This window comes from [Actinomadura] parvosata subsp. kistnae (assembly GCF_900323885.1).
Lineage (GTDB): Bacteria > Actinomycetota > Actinomycetes > Streptosporangiales > Streptosporangiaceae > Nonomuraea > Nonomuraea composti.
Map to the genome: position 1 here is coordinate 1610586 of NZ_OOHJ01000022.1, position 20395 is coordinate 1630980.

Annotated in this window: 19 protein-coding genes; 3 read left to right on the top strand and 16 right to left on the bottom strand. The window is 71.6% G+C overall.

The features are described 5' to 3' along the window. Positions 1-163: 163 nt before the first annotated feature. From KIS93_RS49995 to KIS93_RS50035, 8 genes are all read right to left on the bottom strand, one after another. Positions 164-1135: a serine hydrolase gene (locus KIS93_RS49995; RefSeq protein ID WP_155128434.1), complete on the bottom strand. Its 972-nt coding sequence runs from the start codon at positions 1133-1135 to the stop codon at positions 164-166. 210 nt (positions 1136-1345) lie between these two features. Beyond that, on the bottom strand, positions 1346-2203 hold the full coding sequence (locus tag KIS93_RS50005) for an alpha/beta hydrolase (protein ID WP_080042298.1): 858 nt from the start codon (positions 2201-2203) through the stop codon (positions 1346-1348). A 10-nt stretch (positions 2204-2213) separates the two neighbouring features. Next, entirely contained in the window at positions 2214-3608 is a 1395-nt protein-coding gene (locus KIS93_RS50010) for an NAD(P)/FAD-dependent oxidoreductase (protein WP_080042299.1), read from the bottom strand. A gap of 158 nt (positions 3609-3766) precedes the next feature. Then, positions 3767-4552 (bottom strand): ABC transporter permease, encoded by a 786-nt coding sequence (locus KIS93_RS50015; RefSeq protein WP_080042300.1) that lies wholly within the window; start codon positions 4550-4552, stop codon positions 3767-3769. After that, complete coding sequence (locus KIS93_RS50020) at positions 4549-5400, bottom strand: ABC transporter permease (protein WP_080042301.1); 852 nt, start codon at positions 5398-5400, stop codon at positions 4549-4551. The genes KIS93_RS50015 and KIS93_RS50020 overlap by 4 nt, the downstream gene beginning before the upstream one ends. A gap of 3 nt (positions 5401-5403) precedes the next feature. After that, the gene (locus KIS93_RS50025) at positions 5404-6597 is read right to left on the bottom strand and encodes a polyamine ABC transporter substrate-binding protein (protein WP_155128436.1); all 1194 of its coding nucleotides are present in this window, start codon (positions 6595-6597) and stop codon (positions 5404-5406) included. A 30-nt stretch (positions 6598-6627) separates the two neighbouring features. Next, positions 6628-7695 (bottom strand): ABC transporter ATP-binding protein, encoded by a 1068-nt coding sequence (locus KIS93_RS50030; protein WP_080042303.1) that lies wholly within the window; start codon positions 7693-7695, stop codon positions 6628-6630. A 21-nt stretch (positions 7696-7716) separates the two neighbouring features. Further along, complete coding sequence (locus KIS93_RS50035; RefSeq protein WP_080047173.1) at positions 7717-9150, bottom strand: gamma-aminobutyraldehyde dehydrogenase; 1434 nt, start codon at positions 9148-9150, stop codon at positions 7717-7719. A 200-nt stretch (positions 9151-9350) separates the two neighbouring features. Here KIS93_RS50035 and KIS93_RS50040 point away from each other — a divergent pair, with 200 nt between their 5' ends. Continuing rightward, positions 9351-9845, top strand: a complete 495-nt coding sequence (locus KIS93_RS50040; RefSeq protein ID WP_080042304.1) for an Lrp/AsnC family transcriptional regulator — start codon at positions 9351-9353, stop codon at positions 9843-9845. On the opposite strand, the gene KIS93_RS50045 is transcribed toward KIS93_RS50040, so the two are convergent. Genes KIS93_RS50045 through speB form a run of 3 tightly spaced genes read right to left on the bottom strand, consistent with a single transcriptional unit; the run spans position 9842 to position 12881 of the window. Then, entirely contained in the window at positions 9842-10447 is a 606-nt protein-coding gene (locus KIS93_RS50045; protein WP_080042305.1) for a cyclase family protein, read from the bottom strand. The two genes, KIS93_RS50040 and KIS93_RS50045, sit on opposite strands and share 4 nt — an antisense overlap. Then, positions 10447-11952 carry a purine-cytosine permease family protein gene (locus KIS93_RS50050; protein WP_080042306.1) on the bottom strand — a complete coding sequence of 502 codons (1506 nt, stop codon included), beginning with the start codon at positions 11950-11952 and terminating at the stop codon, positions 10447-10449. The genes KIS93_RS50045 and KIS93_RS50050 overlap by 1 nt, the downstream gene beginning before the upstream one ends. Then, a complete protein-coding gene (gene speB / locus KIS93_RS50055) occupies positions 11949-12881 on the bottom strand; it encodes an agmatinase (protein ID WP_080042307.1) in 933 nt (310 codons plus the stop codon). Before speB ends, KIS93_RS50050 begins: the two co-directional genes overlap by 4 nt. Before the next feature lie 70 nt (positions 12882-12951). Between speB and KIS93_RS50060 the strand changes: the two genes are divergently transcribed. Then, positions 12952-14142, top strand: coding sequence for a PucR family transcriptional regulator ligand-binding domain-containing protein (locus tag KIS93_RS50060; RefSeq protein WP_246005482.1), 1191 nt, complete (start codon positions 12952-12954; stop codon positions 14140-14142). A gap of 17 nt (positions 14143-14159) precedes the next feature. Next, positions 14160-14408, top strand: a complete 249-nt coding sequence (locus KIS93_RS66540; protein WP_246005483.1) for a helix-turn-helix domain-containing protein — start codon at positions 14160-14162, stop codon at positions 14406-14408. On the opposite strand, the gene KIS93_RS66545 is transcribed toward KIS93_RS66540, so the two are convergent. From KIS93_RS66545 to KIS93_RS50080, 5 genes are read right to left on the bottom strand one after another with little or no spacing between them, the layout of a single operon-like run. Then, the gene (locus KIS93_RS66545; RefSeq protein ID WP_246005484.1) at positions 14398-14757 is read right to left on the bottom strand and encodes a hypothetical protein; all 360 of its coding nucleotides are present in this window, start codon (positions 14755-14757) and stop codon (positions 14398-14400) included. The two genes, KIS93_RS66540 and KIS93_RS66545, sit on opposite strands and share 11 nt — an antisense overlap. An 11-nt stretch (positions 14758-14768) precedes the next feature. Beyond that, entirely contained in the window at positions 14769-17129 is a 2361-nt protein-coding gene (locus KIS93_RS50065) for a glycoside hydrolase family 38 N-terminal domain-containing protein (protein ID WP_246005485.1), read from the bottom strand. Next, positions 17126-18205, bottom strand: a complete 1080-nt coding sequence (locus KIS93_RS50070; protein WP_080042310.1) for a Gfo/Idh/MocA family protein — start codon at positions 18203-18205, stop codon at positions 17126-17128. Before KIS93_RS50070 ends, KIS93_RS50065 begins: the two co-directional genes overlap by 4 nt. Next, positions 18202-19095 (bottom strand): TIM barrel protein, encoded by an 894-nt coding sequence (locus tag KIS93_RS50075; protein ID WP_080042311.1) that lies wholly within the window; start codon positions 19093-19095, stop codon positions 18202-18204. Before KIS93_RS50075 ends, KIS93_RS50070 begins: the two co-directional genes overlap by 4 nt. Beyond that, complete coding sequence (locus KIS93_RS50080; protein ID WP_186404879.1) at positions 19086-20333, bottom strand: CehA/McbA family metallohydrolase; 1248 nt, start codon at positions 20331-20333, stop codon at positions 19086-19088. Before KIS93_RS50080 ends, KIS93_RS50075 begins: the two co-directional genes overlap by 10 nt. Positions 20334-20395: the final 62 nt, after the last annotated feature.

Sequence of the window (20395 nt, forward strand, 5' to 3'; positions counted from 1 at the left end):
CGAGCGGCGGGGCAGCGGCACTCCGGCCGATCCCATCCCGCCAGCGGAGGAACGCCGCGACCAGTGGCAGGCGCGGCACAGGCCAGGCGGCGCGGGCGGGCGATGGGCTGGGGCGGGCGGTGAGCTGCGGTGGGCGGTGGGCGGTGGGCTGGGGTGGGGTGGGTCAGGGGATGGGGTTGGTGGGGCAGGGGCGGGTGGTGGTGGGGGTGAGGTGGTGGAGGCGAGTGCCGATCATGCGGGCGATGCCCTCGATCGTCTGGATGCCTGTGCCCTCCCCCGGTTGCTGGTCCGTCTGGACGGACAGCAGCAGGTCGCGCTCCGGGCCGGCGATGCGGCCGTAGCTGGTCACCGCCCACGTGTTGTGGATGAACGGCCGGGGTGTCCAGCCGTTCTTGAGTGCCACCCGGTCCCCGGGGCGGGCGGCGGCGCTGACGCCCCAGGCCTGGTCCTGCTGGACTCGTTCCATGAGCCCGAGGACCATCCCCCGGTCGGCGGGGGTGAGGCCGCCCTTGCCTCCCCTAATGAGGACCTTGAGGAGGCGGAGGCGGTCGGCGGGGCTGGTGTTGGTGCCGCCCCAGTACTGGCTGGGGCCGGGGGTGGTCTCCGTGAGGCCGATCCTGGCGTAGAAGTCGCTCATGGCGCCGCCGCCCCCGACGCGGGACCAGAGCGCGTCGGCGGCGCTGTTGTCGCTCTCCCTGATCATGCGGGCGGCGAGGTCGCGCTCGCCGGCGTCGAGGCGGGAGTCGCGGCGGGACAGGAGTGCGGCGAGGATGTCGACCTTGGCCCCGCTGGCGGTGATCATGTCGTGCTCGTGCTCGCCGAGCCCGAGCCTGATGCCGGTCACGAGGTCGTGCGCGGCGTAGACGATGCGGCCGGGCCGGCCGCGGACGTACGTGGCGAGGTCGCGTGAGAGGCGCGCCCGGGCGGCGTTTCCCAGGCGCGTGTCACGAAATTTCAGGACGCATCGTGCGACCTTGACCGGCGCCTCCACCACGGCGGGCATTACCGGAGCCTTGCCCGCCCCGCAGCCGCCCAGGAACACGAACACGCCCATGGCCGCGACAGCGATCGCCGACCGCCGTCCAGGCCCCAGGTCCAGGTCCCGCCCCAGCCCGGCCATCCACTTCCCGCGCACGCACCAACCCCCGAGCTCTCATCGGGGGTCGTACGGGAGCATGCCCGGCCCGAACGCCCGGACCATCACCCCAGGCGCATTCCTGGCGAGACCTTCAGCAGGTTCTTGCCGAGTTCGGAGGTGGGTTCGGAGGTGGGTTCGCGGGTGGGGTCCGAGGTGGGTTCGGAGGCGGGTTCCGAGGTGGGTGCCGAGGTCGGCTCGGAGGTCGGTTCAGAGGTGCTCGCCCAGGAAGTCGGCGGTCGCCTCCACGGCCTGCGTGACGTACGGCTCGCGGTCGTAGAGGTCGATGTGCTGCTTGGCGTCCACCCAGACGATCTTCTTCGGCTGGTCGAGCCGCTTGAACACCTCCTCCGCCCCTTCGGGCGCGCAGAACCGGTCGACGACCCCGTGCACGATCAAGGCCGGCTTCGGCGACAGGAAGTCGCTGCCCATCATGTTGTCCATGGTGAGCAGTTCGAGGATGCTCCCCCTGGTCACCTCGTTGGCCCAGTGCGGGGAGGCGCCGCGCTCGCCGCCGTAGTACGCGTACGGCTCGTCCCCGGGCATCGCGGCCTCGCCCCGCTCGGCGACGGCGGGCAGGTACTCGACGGGCCCGCCGAGGTCCTGCCGCTCCAGCACGTCGAGGTGGGGCGCGAGGTCGGCGCCGCGCATCGCGTACGGGTTGTTGTAGGCGCCGGCGATCCCGGCGAACACCTTCACGCGGGGGTCGAAGGCGGCGAACCTGAGCGCGTACCCGGCGCCGAGGCAGATGCCGACGGCTCCGACGCGCTCGCGGTCCACCTCGGGCCGCGCGCGCAGGAAGGACACGGCCGCCCGCAGGTCGTGCAGCTTGCCCTGCGGGTCCTCGTGGCGGCGGGGCCGGCCTTCCGACTCGCCCCAGTTGCGGTGGTCGAAGGCCAGGGTGGCGTAGCCGCGCTCGGCCAGCCGGGCCGCGTACAGGCCGGTGACCTGGTCGCGTACGCCGGTGAACGGCCCCGTGAGGACGAGCCCGGGCCACGGCCCCACGCCGCCCGGGACCCGCAGGTCGCCGGCCAGCGTGAGGCCGTCCGCCATGAATTCCACTCTCATGGGGACCAGGTTACGAGTCGAACCCCAGCCCCATCCGGTCGAGCGCGCGCAACCAGAGGTTGCGCCTGCCCTGGTGCTGGTCGGCCTGCGCGATCGACCAGCGGGTGAACTGGATCACCCCCGAACGCACCGGCTCGGGCGGGAACGGCATCGGCTTCTCCTTCACCATCCGCAGCTCGGTGCGGTCGGTGGGCTTGCCCGACAGCAGGTCGAGCATGACGTTCGCGCCGAACCGGGTGGCGCCGACGCCCATGCCGGTGTAGCCGGCGGCGTAGGCGAGCCGGCCGCCGTGCGCCTGCCCGTAGAAGGCGCTGAACCGGCTGCACGTGTCGATGACGCCGCCCCACCTGTGGGTGAAGCGCACGCCGTCGAGCTGCGGGAAGGTGTCGTAGAAGTGCCGGGCGAGCTTGACGAAGGTCTCGTCGCGCTGGTCGTACTCCGGTTTGACCAGGCCCCCGTTGTAGTAGACGGCGTCGTAGCCGCCCCACAGGATCCGGTTGTCGTCGGTCAGCCGGTAGTAGTGGAACTGGTTGCCGGAGTCGCCCACGCCCTGCCGGTTGCGCCAGCCCACGGTGTCGAGCTGGGCGCCGGTCAGGGGCTCGGTCATCAGCGCGTAGTCGTACACCGGGACCACGAAGTGCTTGAGCCGCCGCAGCAGCGGCGGGAACACTCCGGTGCCCAGCGCCACGTGGCGCGCGCCCACCGCCCCGTACGGCGTGCGCAGGGTGATCGTCGTGCCGTCGTCGGCCAGCGAGCGGACCGGGGTGCGCTCGTGGACGCGGACGCCGAGCCGCAGGCACGCCTCCCGCAGGCCCCACGCCAGCCTGGCCGGGTCGAGCATGGCGCAGCCGCTGCGCTCCCAGAGGCCGCCGAGGTAGGTCGGCGAGTTCACCTCGGCCCGCACCTGCTCCTGGTCGAGCGGCACGTAGTCGAGGCCCAGGTCGGAGATGAGGTCGAGGTGCTCGTTGAGCCCGTCGAGCTGCCAGTCCTCGGTGGCGACGTGCAGCTCGCCGGTGCGTTCGAACGAGCAGTCGATGCCGTGGCGCTCCAGCGTGCGCTCGATCTCGTCGAGGTTCTCGACGCCCATGCGTTCGAGCCGGTCGATCTCCTCGGGCCACCGCTCCAGCCCGTTGGCCAGGCCGTGGGTGAGGGTCGCCATGCAGAACCCGCCGTTGCGGCCGGTGGCCGCCCAGCCGATCCTGCGGCCTTCGAGCAGGACGACGTCGAGTGACGGGTCGCGCTCCTTGGCCATGAGGGCCGTCCACAGCCCTGTGAAGCCGCCGCCGACGACGACCAGGTCGGCGGTGGTGTGTCCGAAGAGCCGCGGCTGCGGCTCGGGTCTGGCCGGGCTGTCCAGCCAGTACGGCTTGCGCTCCGCGTCAGCCAGCGCCTTCAGCGGATCCACAAATCCCACTTCCCTTACGAAAGTCTGAGTCTGAAATTGCGGGACCAAATAGGTGATCACGCGCGGGTTCCCCCCGCCGGAATCCGATCTCGCCTCCCTGTTCTTGGCCACGGTGAAACCCCTCCGCGACCTGCGGAGGGGCGGTCGGAAGAATGCTCTCAGCTACGGCGGCGGGCCGCGACCGCGTTGCCCACGGCGATCAGCACCCCGGCTCCGAACAGCAGCGTACCCATGACGTTGACCTGCGCCGGGATGCCGGTCTTGACCGCGCCGACGATCCACAGCGGGAAGGTCACGGTGGAGCCGTTGACGAAGCTGGTCACGACGTAGTCGTCGATGGACAGGGCGAAGGACAGCATGCCGCCGGCGAGCACGGCCGGCATGATCGACGGCAGCGTCACGAGGCGGAAGGTGGCCCAGGCGCCGGCGCCGAGGTCTCTTGCGGCCTCCTCCAGCGACGGGTCCAGCGTGACGACCCGCGCCCGTACGGTGACGACCACGAACGACAGCGAGAACAGCACGTGCGCGACGATGATCGTGACGGAGTCGCGCGGCACGTTCCCCGAGACGAACAGCGACAGCAGCGAGGCGCCCATGACCAGCTCGGGCGTGGAGATGGCGGCGAAGACGAGGAAGTTCGTGACGCCGCTGCCGCGGAAGCGGTGCCGGCCGAGCGCCAGGCCGAGCATGGTGCCGATGACCACCGTGATCACGGTGCTGGCCACGGCGATCTTCAGCGAGTTGGCCAGCGCCGTGGTGAGGTCGGAGATGTCGAACAGCTCGGCGTACCAGCGCAGGGTGAAGCCCTGCCAGGTGGTGTTGGACTTGCTCCGCTTGTCGTTGAAGCCGAACAGGATCATCACGGCGATCGGCGACGACAGCCAGAGGATGATCAGCCACGTGTAGAGGTGCAGCAGCCGGTCGCCGGCCCGCCCGCCCCTCATCGGGCCGCCGCCTCTAGGACGTTCTCGGTGCCGAGCGCCCGCGCGTAGATGAAGATGCCCACGAGCAACACCGCCATCAGGGTGAACGACAGCGCGGAGGCGGTCGGGTAGTCGAGGTTGGTCAGGTACGCCGTCTGGATGATGTTGCCGATCATCGTGTTCGACGTGCCGCCGAGGATGGCGGCGTTGATCGGGTCGGCCGTGGCGGGCACGAACGTCATCAGCACCCCGGCGAACACCCCGGGCAGCGACAGCGGCAGCACCACCCGGCGGAAGGCCGCCGCCCGGGTCGCGTACAGGTCCTGGGCGGCCTCGACCACGCGCGGGTCCACGCGCTCCAGCGCCACGTAGATGGGCAGGATCATGAACGGCAGGAAGTTGTACGTCAGCCCGCCCACCACCGCGACGGTCGTGGCCAGCACGTGGAAGTCGGCGGGCAGCAGCCCCCAGCCCTTCAGCGTCCCGAACAGGATGCCGTTGTCGGCCAGCAGGAAGTTCCACGAGATCGTGCGCAGCACGAACGAGACGAAGAACGGCAGCAGCAGCAGGAACAGGTACATCGACTTGCGGGCGCCGGCCTTGAAGGCGATGAAGTACGCCACCGGGTAGCCGATGACCAGCATGGCCACGGTGGCCAGCGCGCCGTAGAGCAGCGAGCGGGCGAGCTGGGTGCTGTAGCGGCCGATCGCCTCGGTGTAGTTGGAGAAGCTGAACGTCATGGCGAAGCCGTCGATGGCGTTGCCGGTCTGCAGCGACACCGACGCCATCGCCACCATGGGCACGACCAGGAAGATCGCCAGCCACATCCAGCTCGGCAGCGCCAGCAGGTAGGGGGTGAGCCGCCGCATCGTCTACGCCTGGGTGATCGACTGGAAGATCGGGTTGAACACCTGCTCCTGCTGGGTGGTGAGCTGGGTGTAGTTGCGCAGCTTGGCGTAGTCGGCCTCGGAGGGGAACATGAGCGGGCTGTCCACCATGTCCTCCAGGGCCTTCTTGTCCTCGCCCTTGGCCGTCTTGGCCTTCTCCCGCAGCAGGTCCTGGACGGCGGGGACGGGGGTGACGTACTGGATGTACTCGTCCAGCTCGGCGGCGACGGCCGGCTGGTAGAGGTAGTCCATCAGCATGAGGGCGTCCACGGGGTTGGCGGCGCCCTTGGGGATGAGCATGTTGTCGGTCCAGATGGTGCCGCCCTCGGCGGGCACCACGAACTTGACGGGCTCGCCGGCGAGCTGCCGCTGGAACACGTCGCCGGACCAGGCCATGGTCAGCCAGACGTCGCCCTTCGACACGGCGTCGATATACGACTGATCATAATATTTCCGGACAATTCCGGCGTCGCGCTGGGCCTTCAGCTTCTCGCCGGCCTTGTTCCAGTCCGCCTCGGTCGACTTCTCCGGGTCGATGCCCAGCGCGATCATGCCGAAGTTCGCGATCTCCTGCGCGTCGGCCATCATCCCGACCCGCCCCTTGTACTTCGGGTCGAACAACGACTCGATGCTGGTGATCTCGTCCTTGACGTACTTGGTGTTGTACGCGATGCCGGTCACCCCGGAGGTGTACGGCACGGTGTACTTGTTGCCGGGGTCGTACGAGCGCTCCTTGTACTTCTGCCCGGCGTTGGCGTCGAAGTTCGGCAGCTTGGAGTGGTCGAGCGGCACCGCGTAGCCCAGCTCGATCATGTGCTGGAGCTGGATGCCGTTGGTCATGACGACGATGTCGTAGCCCAGCGACTGCCCGGCCCGCAGCACGGGGTCGGCCTTGCCGAAGAACTCGGCGTTCTCCTGGATGACCTCTTTGTACTCGTACGCGATGCCGGTGTCCTTCTTGAACTTCTCCAGCGGCCCCTTGTCCTCCGGCATGTACTCGGGCCAGTTGGCGAAGACGACCTTGCCGTTCTTCTTCTGCTTGGCCCAGTAGTCGGCCACCGCGTCGGCCTTCGGCGGCGCCGCCTTCTGCCCCTGCACGCCGCAGGCGGCCAGGGCGAGCCCGGCGGCGGAGAAGCCGGCCAGGCGGAAGACGTCACGACGGGTGCGGGGCTGCGTCATTCCACGCATGAGGGGGTTCATGAGGTGCTGTCAACTTCCAATCACGTACGAGTGCTGCGCCTGCCACGACAGCCAGACGGAGTCGCCCCGCTCCGCGGTGGCCGTGGCATCATGCGCGTTCTGCTGGAACACGGTGATCTCGGCCCCGTCAGCGAGACTCACCGCATAGCTGTTATACGTGCCGAGATACACCACTTCGGACACGGTGCCCTTCACGGCGCTCAGCCCCTGCGCGGGCTCGTCCGTGCCGATGGTGATCTTCTCGGGCCGCACGGTGACGGTCACGTCGCCGTCGTGGCCGGGCACCAGCACCCTGCCGCCGCCGACCTTCATCTCGCCGCCGGTCGCGGCGCCGGCGAGCAGGTTGGACGTGCCGATGAAGCCGGCCACGAAGGCCGTGGCGGGCCGCTCGTAGATCTCGCGCGGCCCGGCGAGCTGCTCGACCACGCCGTCGTTCATCACGGCGATGCGGTCGCTCATGGTCAGCGCCTCGCTCTGGTCGTGCGTGACGTACACGAACGTGATGCCGACCTCGCGCTGGATGCGCTTGAGCTCGATCTGCATGGCCTGGCGCAGCTTCAGGTCGAGCGCGCCGAGCGGCTCGTCGAGCAGCAGCGCGCGCGGCTGGTTGACCAGCGCCCTGGCCAGCGCCACCCGCTGCTGCTGGCCGCCGGACAGGGCGCGCGGCATGCGCTTCTCGCGGCCCGTCAGGCCGATGATCTCCAGCATCTCGCCGACCCGGCGCCTGATCTCCGCCTGGGCGACCTTGCGCTGCTTGAGGCCGAACGCCACGTTGTCCCAGACGCTCATGTGCGGGAAGAGCGCGTAGGACTGGAAGACCATGTTGACGTCGCGCTTGTTCGGGGGGACGTCGGTGACGTCCTGGCCGTAGAGCTTCACCACGCCCTTCGTGGGCGCCTCGAAGCCCGCGATCATGCGCATGGTCGTGGTCTTGCCGCACCCGGAGGGCCCGAGGAGGGAGAAGAACTCCCCCTCCCCGATGCCCAGCGTCACGCCCTTGACTGCCTGGACGACCTCGCCATGCGAGTGATACTCCTTGACGACGTCCGCAAGCTCAATCGCACTCAGCCCGGTCATTTCCAGGTTCGTTCCTTGCCGCTATTCGCCGATGTAGTGCATGACGTGCTTGACCCGGGTGTAGTCGTGCAGACCGAACACCGACAGGTCCTTGCCGTACCCCGAGTGCTTGAAGCCGCCGTGCGGCATCTCCGAGACGAACGGGATGTGCGTGTTGACCCAGACCACGCCGAAGTCGAGCCGGTTCGACATGCGCATGGCGCGGCCGTGGTCGGAGGTCCAGACCGAGCCGCTCAGCCCGTACTTCACGTCGTTGGCCTTGGCGAGGGCGTCGGCCTCGTCGGTGAACGTCTGGACGGTGATCACGGGGCCGAAGACCTCGTTCTGCACCATCTCGTCGTCCTGGCGCAGGCCGTCCACGACCGTCGGGGCGAAGAAGTAGCCCTTGTCGCCGACGCGGTGACCGCCGGTGAGGACCTTCGCGTGGGGCGGGACCCGGTCGATGAAGCCCTGCACCCTGGCGAGCTGGTTCTCGTTGTTGAGCGGGCCGTAGAGCGCGTCCTCGTTGTCGAGGTCGCCGGTGACGGTGGCGGCGGCGGCCTCGGTAAGTGCGGCCACGAACTCGTCGTGCACGCTCTCATGCACCAGCACCCGGCAGGCGGCCGTGCAGTCCTGGCCGGCGTTGTAGAGGCCGGCGGTGGCGATGTCGGCGGCGGCCTTGCGCAGGTCCTTGACGTCCTCGAAGACCACGACCGGCGCCTTGCCGCCGAGCTCCAGGTGCACCCGCTTGAGGTCGTCGGCGGCGCTCTTGGCCACCGACATGCCCGCGCCGACCGAGCCGGTGATCGCCACCATGGCGGCGGTCGGGTGGCTGACGACCATCGAGCCGGTCTCGCGGTCGCCGGTGACGACGTTGAAGACGCCCGCGGGCAGCACCTCACCGATGATCTCGGCGAGCTTCAGCGTGGAGACGGGGGTGGTGTCGGACGGCTTGAGCACGATCGTGTTGCCGGCCGCCAGCGCGGGGGCGATCTTCCAGACCGCCATCATCATCGGGTAGTTCCACGGCGTGACCTGGCCGACGACGCCGATCGGCTCGTGCCGGATGACGCTGGTGTGCTCGGCCAGGAACTCGCCGGCCGTCGGGCCCTCCAGCGTGCGGGCGGCGCCGGCGAAGAAGCGGAAGTGGTCGGCGGCGACCGGCGTCTCGTCTTCCGCCATGCGGGCCCGCGGCTTGCCGGTGTTGCGGCACTCGGCCTCGTTGATCTCGTCGGCCCGGGCGTCGATCGCGTCGGCGACCTTGAGCAGCAGGTTCGCCCGCTCACCAGGGGTGGTCCTGCCCCACGACTCGAAAGCGGCGGCCGCGGCGGCGAAGGCGGCGTCGATGTCCTCCTGACCCGAAACGGGGGCCTGGACATAAGCCTCACCCGTGCACGGATCGATAATGTCGGAGAATCGGCCGCTCTTCGCGTCCACGAACCCACCGTTGATGTAGTTCTGCAGGCGGGTGGTCAAGGTGGTGACCTCCTCGGAGGTGGCTGAGATGCCGCGACTCTGACAGAGCAGATGCATCTGGACAAGGGATTTCGTGGTGAAGATATCAAATTGCTACGAATTCGCTTGACAGACCGCGAAGAACTGACAACATGTCGCACCAGGACGGCAACCCGGCGGGAACGCCCCCGTAACGCCGGACCGCTAGGAGGATCCGCTCAATGACGACGCCGCCCCGCGTACGCCGAAACAGCGCAGGCTCCGGCAGCCCGGTGGTGCTCGACGACCTGTCCAAGCAGATCATCGAGCAGCTCCAGGCCGACGGGCGCAAGCCGTACGCGGCGATCGGGAAGGCGGTGGGCCTGTCCGAGGCCGCCGTACGCCAGCGCGTCCAGCGCCTCCAGGACGCCGGCGTCATGCAGATCGTCGCGGTCACCGACCCGCTCACGCTGGGCTTCCCCCGCCAGGCCATGATCGGCGTCAACTGCGAGGGCGACCTGGAGAAGGTGGCCGACGAGCTGGCGAACATCGAGGAGATCGACTACGTCGTGCTCACGGCGGGCTCGTTCGACGTGATCGTCGAGGTGGTCTGCGAGGGTGACGGGCACCTGCTGGAGATCCTCAGCAAAATCCGCGCCATCCCCGCCGTCCGGGCGACCGAGTCGTTCGTCTACCTGAAGCTGCGCAAGCAGACCTACTCCTGGGGCACCCGCTAGCCGACCCGGGCGATCGCCCGGACGGGCGAGCCGTCGCCTCCGGTGATCCGCAGCGGGAACATGGACACCTCGACCGGCCCCGCTCCTATGAGCCGGTCGAGACCGCGCAGATTCTCGGCGATCACGGCGTGCGCGCGCAGCAGGATCTCGTGCGCGGGGAAGTCGTCGGCGGGCGTCGGGTCCACGCTCAGCGCGTCGGTCCCGACCGTCCGCACGCCCCGCTCGACCAGCAGCCGCGCCGCCTCCGCGCTGAGGTACGGATGCCCGTGGCCGCCGAACGGCCAGCCGGTGGCCACCAGCACGATCACGCCCGCGCGCACCTCCTCGAACAGCTCCGGCCCGATCGACCCCTGCCCCCGCGCGTCCACCACGACCGCCGGGCCGTGGAAGCGCTCCAGCGGCAGCTCGTCCAGCGTGGGCAGCGCATCGTCGATGTGGAAGGGCGCGTCCACGTGGGTGCCCGAGTGGGAGCCCAGGTGCAGGCCCAGCACGTTCACGCCGTCGCGGGCCACGGTGAGCGCCGGGCCGAGCGAGACCTCCGGGTCGCCCGGGTAGACGGGCATGCCGGTCTCGATCGGCGCGGACAGGTCGAGCAGCTCCATCACGCCACCGGCTCCACGATGGGCAGCACCGGCGTGTCGGCCGCGCGGACCAGGCGCGGCCCGTCCGGGCCGTAGACCTCGCGTGGCTCGGGGAACAGGCCCAGCAGCACCAGGTAGAGCAGCCCGGCCACGGCCAGGCCGACCGGGAGCGAGATGTCCACCCCGCCGGCCAGGTCACCGAGCGGCCCGACGAACTGGCCCGGCAGGTTGACGAACATCAGCGCCAGCCCGGCCGAGACGAGCCAGGCGCTCAGCCCGCGCCAGTTCCAGCCGTGCGTGAACCAGTAGCGGCCGCCGCGCTGGCGCCGGTTGAACACCTGCAGCGCCTCCGGGTCGTACCAGCCACGCCGCGTCACGTAGCCGAGCATCATGATCACCATCCAGGGTGCCGTACACGTGATGATCAGTGTGGCGAACGTCGAGATGCTCTGCGTGAGGTTCGCCGCGAAACGCCCGATGAAGATGAACACGATCGACAGCGTGCCGATGAACACCGTCGCCTGCACCCGGGAGAAGCGCGGGAAGACGCTGGAGAAGTCCAGGCCGGTGCCGTACAGCGAGGTCGTGCCGGTCGACATGCCGCCGATCAGCGCGATGAGGCACACGGGCACGAAGTACCACCCCGGCGAGACCGCCAGCAGGCCGCCGACGTAGTTGGGGGCGGCCGGGTCCACGTACTCGGCGGCCTTCGCCGCGATGATCGAGGCCGTGGACAGGCCGAAGAAGAACGGCAGGATCGTGGCCGCCTGCGACAGGAACGCCGCCGCCATCACCCGCCGGCGCGGCGTGCTCGCCGGGATGTAGCGGGACCAGTCGCCCAGGAAGGCGCCGAACGAGACCGGGTTCGACAACACGATCAGCGCCGCGCCGATGAACGAGGGCCAGAACAACGCCTCACCCGGCTTGACCGTGCCGGTGTACGACGGGTCGAAGTCGCCCGCGAAGGCGAACACGCCCAGCACGAACAGCAGCGACGCCGCCGCCACCGCGATCTTGTTCACGAACAGCATGAAACGGAAGCCGTACACGCAGACGACGAGCACCAGGACGGCGAAGATCCCGTACGCGATCCCATACGACAGATCGCCGTCCGGCAGCCCCACGAGCCGGTGCGCGCCGCCCACGAGCGCGTCGCCCGACGACCACACCGAGATCGAGAAGAACGCGATCGCGGTCAGCAGCGACAGGAACGAGCCCACGATCCGGCCGTGCACGCCCAGGTGCGCGGAGGAGGAGACGGCGTTGTTGGTGCCGTTCAGCGGCCCGAACAGCGACAGCGGCGCCAGGATCAGCGCCCCCGCCACCAGCCCGAGCACGGTCGCGGCCAGGCCGTGCCAGAACGACAGGCCGAACAGGATGGGGAAGGCGCCGAGCACGCACGTAGCGAACGTGTTGGCGCCGCCGAAGGCGACCCTGAACAGGTCGACGGGGCGGGCGGTGCGGTCGGCGTCGGGGATGCGCTCGACGCCGTACGTCTCGATCTCGGTGATGGAGGTGCCGCTCATGTCTTCTCCTGGAGGGCGAGCAGGCTGACGAGGTCGTATGCCACGTGGGAGGCGGCGATCGAGGTGATCTCCGCGTGGTCGTAGGCCGGGGCCACCTCGACCACGTCGGCCCCGACCAGGTTGAGCCCGGCCAGGCCGCGCAGGATCTCCAGCAGCTCGCGGCTGGTGAGCCCGCCCGCCTCGGGGGTGCCCGTGCCGGGGGCGTGCGCCGGGTCGAGCACGTCGATGTCGACCGACAGGTAGAGAGGACGGTCGCCGACCCGCTGCCGCAGCAGGTCGATCACCTCGTCCAGGCCGCGCCGCAGCACGTCGGCCGCCGTCACGATGCCGAACCCGAGCCGCCGGTCCTCCTCCAGGTCCTTCTTGCCGTAGAGGGAGCCCCTGATGCCGACGTGGCTGAGCGCCTCGGTGTCGAGGATGCCCTCCTCGACCGCCCGCCGGAACGGGGTGCCGTGCGTGTACTCGGCGCCGAAGTAGGTGTCCCACGTGTCGAGGTGCGCGTCGAAGTGCACCAGCGCCACGGGGCCGTGCTTCCTGGCCGCCGAGCGCAGCAGCGGCAGCGCGATCGTGTGGTCGCCGCCGATCGTGACGAGCCTGGCGTCCAGGTCGTCGGCCGCGCCCTCGATGGTCTCGATGGCGGCGCCGATGTCGAACGGGTTGACCGCGATGTCGCCGGCGTCGGCGACCTGCACCCGCTCGAACGGGGACACGTCCAGGCCCGGGTGGTAGGGCCGCAGCAGCCGGGACGCCTCGCGTACCGCCGCCGGGCCGAACCTGGCGCCGGGCCGGTAGGAGACGCCGGTGTCGAAGGGCACGCCCACCACCGCCACGCCGGCCCGCTCCACCTGGTCGAGGCGGGGCAGGCGGGCGAAGGTGGCGGGGCCCGCGAAACGCGGGACCTTGCTGGAGTCGACAGGGCCGAGAGTCATGCGCCTCAGTGTTCGTCATGGCTCTGACCTGCGGCAATTGTGGTCGTCACGAAGTATTACGGTGTGTGTTGTGGCCGAGCACAAACTCACCGTGGAGGATCTCCTCCGCTCCCCCGCCCTCCAGCTCCGCGTGCTCGCCGGCGAGGCCGGGCTGTCCCGCTCGGTCTCGTGGGCGCACGTGAGCGAGCTCGACGACCCGACGCCCTGGCTGCTCGGGGCCGAGGTCATCATGACGACCGGCATCGGCGTGCCCCGTTCGGCCGCCCGGCAGCGGGCCTACCTGGAACGCCTCGACGACGCCGGCGTCTCCGCGCTGGCCCTGTCGGCCCAGCTGCACGTGCCGCCGCTGCACCCCGCCTTCTTCGAGGCCGCCGAGGAGCGCGGCATGCCGGTGCTGGAGGTGCCGCTGGCGGTGCCGTTCATCGCGATCGCGCAGGAGGTCGCGGCGGCGCTCCAGGAGGACGCCAGCCACCGCCTCGGCGCCCAGCTCCAGGTGTTCGGCGCGCTGCGCTGGCTGGCCACCGAAGACCTCGACACCGCCACCCTCTTCAAGCGCCTGGAGCGCCTGTCCGGCTACGACGTCTACCTGTCCACCCCGTCAGGACGCCCCCTCCTGCCCGGCGTCCCCGCTCCCGCGCCGTCCGTCCTGCCCGCCACCTTCGACGCCCCGCCCACCATCCCCGGCGGCTTCGTCCTGCCCGTCTCCGCGCCCGGCGGCCCCGCCGGCTACCTCGTCGCCTTCGAACGCGAGGGCGCCCGCCCCGCCGGCCTCGCCGTCGTCCAGCACATCGCCACGGTCGCCGCCCTCCAGGTCGCGATGGCCAGGCACGAGCGCGAGACCCTGCGCAGGGAAGGCGCGGAAACGCTGGCCGAGCTCCTCCAGGACCTCCTCGACCCGCCCGCCGCGCGCCGCCGCCTGGCCCGCCTCGGCCTGCCCCTGGACACCGACACGGCGCTGATCGTCGTGCGCGGCGCCCCCGACGACGCCCTGCGCCGCGCCCTCGACGACCACCCGCACCTCATGCTGCGCCGCGGCGACGACCACTACCTCCTCGGCCCGCCCTCCCTCGGCCCGGCCGCGGCCGCCGTCCCGGGAGCCGCCGCCGGCATGAGCCGCCCCTTCCCGCCCGGCGAACCCCTGCGCGTGGCCCAGCGCGAGGCCGCCTGGGCCGCCACCCACGCCGCGGAGTCGGGCGGGGGCTCGTCACGTACGGCGACGACACGACCGGCCGCTGGCTCCCCGAGGACCGCGCCACGCTGACCGCGCTGGTCGAGTACGTGCTCGGCAAAGTGATCGCCTACGACGCCGCGCACCGGTCGCACCTGCTGGTCTCCGTACGCACCTGGCTGGAGCACAACCGCCGGATGGGCGAGGCCGCCGCGGCCCTGCACGTCCATCCCAACACGCTCGCCTACCGGTTGCGCCGGTTCAGCGAGCTGAGCGGCAGGGACCTGGACTCCAGCGCGGCCTTCGCCGAGGTCTGGCTGGCCATCCGCGCGGCCCGCCAGCTCGGCCTCAGCACCTGAGCTGCACCGTGGCGATCTCCCAGGCCCCGAGGGGAAGCCTGAGCGTGCCGTCGGTGACCGGGAGGGGGTCGCCGGGGCGGCCGCGCAGGTCGGCGTGGCGGGCCTCGGCGAAGCGCCCGGTGACGATCGCCTCCGTGGCGTCGAGGGTGAGGGCCACGACGCGTAGCTCCTGCCACCCGTCGCGCTCGCGCAGCGAGGTCATCACGACGCCGTCCCCGCTCACCTCCAGCCCCGCCTCGGGCGCGGGCAGGGGCAGGTACGGCTCGCCGAGCCCCGGCACCACGAGCAGGTCGTGGCGGAACGCCTCCGCCTGCGGCACCACCTCGCGCCACGACCCCTGGTACGGCATCAGCGCCAAGCTCACCGTGCGCGGCCCGCGCGACTGGGCGGCGGGGGTGGGCAGCTGGGGCCGGCGGGTTCGGGGCGCAGGGCGTTGCGGTTGCGGGAGAGGTAGCCGGTCGAGCGCAGCAGCGTGAGCGCCAGCTCGCCGTCCGCCAGCTCGTACTCGGTCACGTGCTCCAGCAGCGCCGCCACGCCTCCGGCGGCCACCCACGACGAGGCGGGGAAGGTGGGCAGCGGGGTCTCGCCGCAGCCGCCCTCCGCGGTGAGCCCGCGGGTGACGACGGCGAACTGGCCCTCGGCGTGGGAGCACGTGGCGGGCTGCGGCAGCGGGACGTGCAGGCGTACCCGGTGGTCGGCGCAGCGGTTGTCGAAGTCCACCCGCAGCCGGACGAACGGCTCGCCGGCGCGCAGCTCGACCCGGGTGGTGACGGTGATCTCCTCCATCCTGGTGGCGCGCGTCCCGGCAGGCACCTCGGGGGTGTCGTAGGGGTCCTCGCCGGAGGCCGGCCACAGGTAGGTGCGGCGCACGTCCACCATGGCCGTGAGCGGGCCGGTGCAGATCAGCTCCGCCTCCACCGCGACGGGCTCCGACACGGTCTCGTCGGTGGCGGGCGGCGCGTAGTTGTAGGTGTCGCCGACGTCGCCGCCGTCGACGACGCGGGCCGCGCCGGTGACGGTGGTGCCGTCCTGGCCGACCAGCGTCAGGGTGCCGTCGGGGGCGATGGTGACCCGCAGGAGGCCGTTGTCCAGCACCTGTTCGTCACCGCGCACCGGCAGGGGGGCCGAGTCGCTGCTGAGCCAGCAGGACGGGTCGTGCATGCCGGGCAGGCGCTCGACGCCGTCCTCCTCGGCGTGGACCTGCTCGCGCGGCCCCGGGCGCAGGCTCGTGTGGCCGAGGGGCGGGGCCTGCACCATGGCGGCCACGGTGCGGCGGGGCTGGGCGACGATGCGGACGCGGGTCACGCCGTCGAGGGCGCCGCGCAGGTCGTTGACGTCGAACGCCACCGACGGCTCCCTGGCCACGGTGAACGTCAGCGTGCCGTCCTCGACGGCCAAGCCCGCGACGTGCCGGCCGTACAGCTCGGTGCCGTGGACGAAGGTGAGCGCGGTGGCCGGGTCCATCTCCTCGTCGAGCAGCAGCGTGGGCGCGTACTCGAGGGGCTGCACGGGCACCACCGCGCCCGAGGGGTCCAGCAGGGGGTCGTTGCCGGGCATGTCGACGATGACGACGCCGCGCCGGGCCGCGGGGGTGGGGTTCACGATGAGCACGCCGTCGGACGGCACGGAGCGCGCCAGCCGGGAGGTGACCAGGTCGCGGACGGCCTGGCCGAGGTGCTCGGCCTCGGCGATGCGGGCGGCGACCTGCTGGGCGGTCTCGTCCACGCCGCAGCCGGTCACGGAGTCGTGGCCGCTGGCGTCCACGAGCCGCCACCAGGCCATGTCGAGGAAGCGGCCGGGCCACTCCGAGCCCCACAGCGTGGCCAGCGGCTCGGCGTAGCGCTCGACCATGCGCTCGGCGCGGCTCATGGCCTGCTTGAGGTTGGGGCGGATGGAGATGACGCCGGGCAGGATGTTGGCGCGGGCGTGGGAGCGCAGCTCGCCGTGCACCTGCGGGAGGCCGTCCACCTCCCCATCAGATGTGCCGATATATCCGGACAAGGTGTCCATGCGGGCGCTGATCGTGGCCACCATGTCCGGCAGCCCCCGCACCGGCGCCGAGTGGTCGGTGCCGTACATCGCCAGCAGCGGCCCCTCGGGCCCGTGCCACTCGCGCATCGTGCGCACGAACCCCGCCGCCCGCTCCGCCAGCCCCTCCCCCTCGGAGAACAGGTAGGCCCCGTTGCCGTAGCCGCCCGCCGGCAGGTACTGCGTGCGCACCGCCGTGCCGTCGGGCGCCACCCAGGCGAAGACGTCGGTGGTGACGGCCGACGGGACGCCCCGGTAGACGCAGGCGTGCGTCAGCCCGGCCTTGCGCAGGATCTGCGGCATCTGCGCCGTGTGGCCGAACATGTCGGGCAGGTAGCCGACCGGCATGGCGCCGCCCAACCGGTCCGCCCTGGCCATGCCCAGCTCCAGGTTGCGGATGATGTTCTCGCCGGAGCAGAGGAACTCGTCCAGCAGGATCTGCCACGGCCCCACCGCCAGCCGCCCCGACCTCACCAGCGCCGCCACCCGGTCGCGGTTCTCCGGGCGCACCTCCAGGTAGTCGTCCACGCAGGCGAGCTGCCCGTCGAGGGTGAAGTGGTAGGCGGGCTCGCGCTCCATCGTGTCGAGCACCTCGTCCAGCAGCGCGACCAGCCGGAGCCTGAAGCGCTGGAAGGGCTCGTACCACTCGCGGTCCCAGTGGGTGTGCGGGACGACGACGATCTCCGTGCTCACGCTGCCTCGCCTCCCAGCGGCAGACCACGCAGGACGGCGTAGCGCGCGGCGATGCGCTGCGCCGTGACGATGTCCTCAAGACCCCCGTGCACGTCGGTGAGCGGCGGCTTGCCGGCGTTCACGTAAGCGTGGAAAGCCGCCAGTTGCACCTCGAACGCCTCCGTCACGTCCCGCCAGTGCGTCCGGCTCTCGCCCCCGGACACGACGGTGAGCGTGGTCGGGGCGTTCATCAGGTACGGCGAGGGGAAGACCAGCTCCAGCGAGCCCCCGTCGTGGTGGATGGCCACGGTCTCCCGGTAGGCGGGGTAGTCGTGCAGGTAGTGCCAGCGGATGGAGAAGCGGCCCCGTACCGGCAGCGGGCCGGAGATCTCGATGGAGCCGGGCGGCGGCCCCCACGTCTCGACGTAAGAGATCTCGGCGGGAGAGCCGGTGAAGCGGCGCAGCAGCGACAGGTCGTGGCAGATCGAGCCGAGCGCCACCCCGTACAGGTCGCGCACCTCCCGGGGGGCCCGCTCGCCCAGCGCCCGCGACACCAGCGCGTCCTCGTCCGCCCGCAGCGAGGCGAGCAGGCCGGCGTCCACGTCGGCGGCGCGGGTCAGGTTCGCGAACGCGAGCTGCGACTCGGCGCTCGGATGCAGCACGGTCACCTCGACCGACCTGATCACCTCGGGCCCGCCCAGCTCGGCCAGCAGCTCCTCGGCCCGGCGCACGGCCGGGTCGTACTGCTTCATGTAGGCGACCATCAGCCGCCCCTCCGGCAGCGCCGCCACCTCGGCCCTGGTCAGCGCCAGCGGCTTCTCGCAGAGCACGGCGTACCCGGCGGACAGCGCCTGGCGGACGGTCTCGCCGTGCGAGCCGGACGCCAGCACGACGACGGCCTCGAACCCGCCGCCGGCCAGCATCTCCGCCACCGACGTGTACCGCCGCGCGGCCCCCAGCCGCTCGCCCACGGCGTCGGCGAGCGTGGGTGACAGGTCGCAGACGGCGCTCACCTCGAACAGGTCCCGCCGCCGCGACAGCAGCGGCACGTAGACGGCCTGCGTGACCGCGCCGCAGCCCACAAGAGCGATTCTCAAAGCCCCAAGTCCTTCAGTTTCCGGCGGTTGGCCGCCTGGTCCGCGATGTTCTGGGCGACGGTGCGCCGCCCTGGCAGGGTGTCCTGCTCGATGACGATCCAGCCCGCGTAGCCGATCTCGTCGAGCGTGCGCACCACGGCCGGCAGGTCCAGCTCGCCCTCGCCGAGCGGGGCGAACCCGCCGCGGCCCATCAGCTCGCGCAGGTCCACGCCGTCGTCGAGGGCGCGGGCGAGGACGGCGGTGTCGCCGTCCTTGATGTGCACGTGCCCGACCCGCTCCGACCAGGCGCGCAGCGCGGCGACCGGGTCTCCGCCGGCCAGCAGCAGGTGCCCGGTGTCCAGGCAGAGCTGCACGTCGGTCAGCTCCAGCAGTCGCTCGACGTCGTCGGGCGTCTCGACGTGCGTGCCGAGGTGGTGGTGGAAGGCGGGCTCGAACCCGCGCGCGCGGCACCGCTCGGTCGCGTCCTGGATGCGGGCGGCGAACGCGGGCCATTCGGCGGCCGGCAGCCCTGGAGCGGTCCCGCCGGGCCGCGCGAACCGTTCCGGCGTGCCAGGGCAGGCGATCGTGGGGCGCGGCGGGAGGTCCCCGGCGGGCGCGGCGGCGAACACGTCCAGCGCCGCCGTCAGCGTGGGCAGCGCCTTCTCGTACGCGTCCGCGTCGTGGAAGGGCAGGTCCACCCAGCCGCCACAGAGCAGCAGCCCGGCCCCGCTCAGCCGCTCGCGCAGCTCGGAGCCCGTGCCCAGGTAGCCGATCGGGCCGGAGTCGATGCCCTCGTAGCCGGCCTCGGCCAGCGCGCGGACCATCTCGTCGGGCGTCAGCGGCGGCGGGCCGTCGCTCAGCTCGAACACGCCGAAGCTCACGGGGGCGTTGGCGACTTTCCTCACGCGCATAGGGCGATCACCTCGTTCTCGTAGGTCTCCAGCCGGTGCGGGCCGTCGATGGCCGGCAAGAGGGCGCGCTCGCCGCGGACCACCTGCCGGGTGCCGTCGGGGCGGACGAGCACCAGGCCGTCCGCGTCGAGGGCGATCAGCTCGTCGCCCAGCCTGAGCAGCAGCGGCCCGTCGGGGCCGGTGGACACGGCGGTGCGGCCGGCGCGCACGCCGTCGAGCACCGCGGCGGGGTCCTCGGCCAGCACCCACGTGGTGGGCGTGCCGGGCAGGCCGTCGGAGCCGTGCTGGTGGAAGTCGCTGCCGCCGATCGCGATCACGTCGTCGCGCCAGGCGTCGGCCCAGGCCAGCGGCGCGCCCCAGCGGCGGTCCCACCAGCCGGAGCTCCACACCTCGGCCACGCGGGGCCGCCGGGTGATCGGCAGCAGCCAGGCGCAGTCGGCGCCGAGCGGGTGGTTGACGGAGATCAGGCCGCCCGCCCGCTCGGCGTGCTCCACCCAGGAGTCGGCGGGCTCGCGGAAGTCCACCCAGCCGACCTCGCCGAACACGTTCGCGTGGCCCCGGTCGGTGGTGACCTCCTGGCCGGGGATGAGCGTGATGTCCCGGCCGGCCCCGGCCAGCCAGGGGTGGTGGCTGATCGTGTTGTGGTCGGTGACGGCCAGGAAGTCGAGGCCGCGCCCGCGGGCCAGCTCGGCCAGCTCGGCGACGGTCAGGCTGCCGTCGCTGTGCACGGTGTGGGCGTGGAAGTCGCCCGCGTACCAGCGCAGACCCTCCAGATCCGGGATCGCCCTGCGCGGCGGCCGCTCGCCGCGCGGCGGCTCAGCCGCCTCGACGGGCTCGGGCGGCGGGGTGCGGTGCACGGAGACGTCCAGCGTGTAGTCCAGCCCCTGCGGCGGGATGCGGTGCAGGCGCAGCCACACGTGCCAGGTGCCCGGCTCGGGCTCGCCCGGCAGGTAGCCGGGGGTCGCCCAGGCGGGGCCGATCGTGTACGTGTCGCGCGCCCCGCCCGACCAGCCGCGGAAGCCGCCCGGCCCCGCGCACCCGAGGTCGATGACGCCCTGGGAGCGGTCGTAGGAGAGCCGCACCGTGACGGCCGCGGCGCCCGCGGGCACCTCGAAGGGCACTTCCCGCAGGGATCGTGCCAGCCGGTCGTCGAGGCTCCAGTGTCCGTTCACCGTGCGGCCTCCCTTGCCGGAGTCGGGATCGAGGGAGAGCTTGGTCTTGTACCGCTCTTCGTCCATGTCTTGGGGCGCGTCTTGGGGAATGTACGTTGCCGTGACGTCCTTCCCCTTCGCTGTACCAG

Bases quoted from the DNA above. Each gene is read 5' to 3' on its own strand.
- KIS93_RS50045 (WP_080042305.1), bottom strand. From the start codon at position 10,447: ATGGAGCTGCTCGACCTGTCCGCGCCGATCGAGACCGGCATGCCCGTC.
- KIS93_RS50050 (WP_080042306.1), bottom strand. From the start codon at position 11,952: ATGAGCGGCACCTCCATCACCGAGATCGAGACGTACGGCGTCGAGCGC.
- KIS93_RS50020 (WP_080042301.1), bottom strand. From the start codon at position 5,400: ATGCGGCGGCTCACCCCCTACCTGCTGGCGCTGCCGAGCTGGATGTGG.
- KIS93_RS50075 (WP_080042311.1), bottom strand. From the start codon at position 19,095: ATGCGCGTGAGGAAAGTCGCCAACGCCCCCGTGAGCTTCGGCGTGTTC.
- KIS93_RS50025 (WP_155128436.1), bottom strand. From the start codon at position 6,597: ATGACGCAGCCCCGCACCCGTCGTGACGTCTTCCGCCTGGCCGGCTTC.
- KIS93_RS50040 (WP_080042304.1), top strand. From the start codon at position 9,351: ATGACGACGCCGCCCCGCGTACGCCGAAACAGCGCAGGCTCCGGCAGC.
- KIS93_RS50080 (WP_186404879.1), bottom strand. From the start codon at position 20,333: ATGGACGAAGAGCGGTACAAGACCAAGCTCTCCCTCGATCCCGACTCC.
- speB (WP_080042307.1), bottom strand. From the start codon at position 12,881: ATGACTCTCGGCCCTGTCGACTCCAGCAAGGTCCCGCGTTTCGCGGGC.
- KIS93_RS66545 (WP_246005484.1), bottom strand. From the start codon at position 14,757: ATGCCGTACCAGGGGTCGTGGCGCGAGGTGGTGCCGCAGGCGGAGGCG.
- KIS93_RS50030 (WP_080042303.1), bottom strand. From the start codon at position 7,695: ATGACCGGGCTGAGTGCGATTGAGCTTGCGGACGTCGTCAAGGAGTAT.
- KIS93_RS50005 (WP_080042298.1), bottom strand. From the start codon at position 2,203: ATGAGAGTGGAATTCATGGCGGACGGCCTCACGCTGGCCGGCGACCTG.
- KIS93_RS50015 (WP_080042300.1), bottom strand. From the start codon at position 4,552: ATGAGGGGCGGGCGGGCCGGCGACCGGCTGCTGCACCTCTACACGTGG.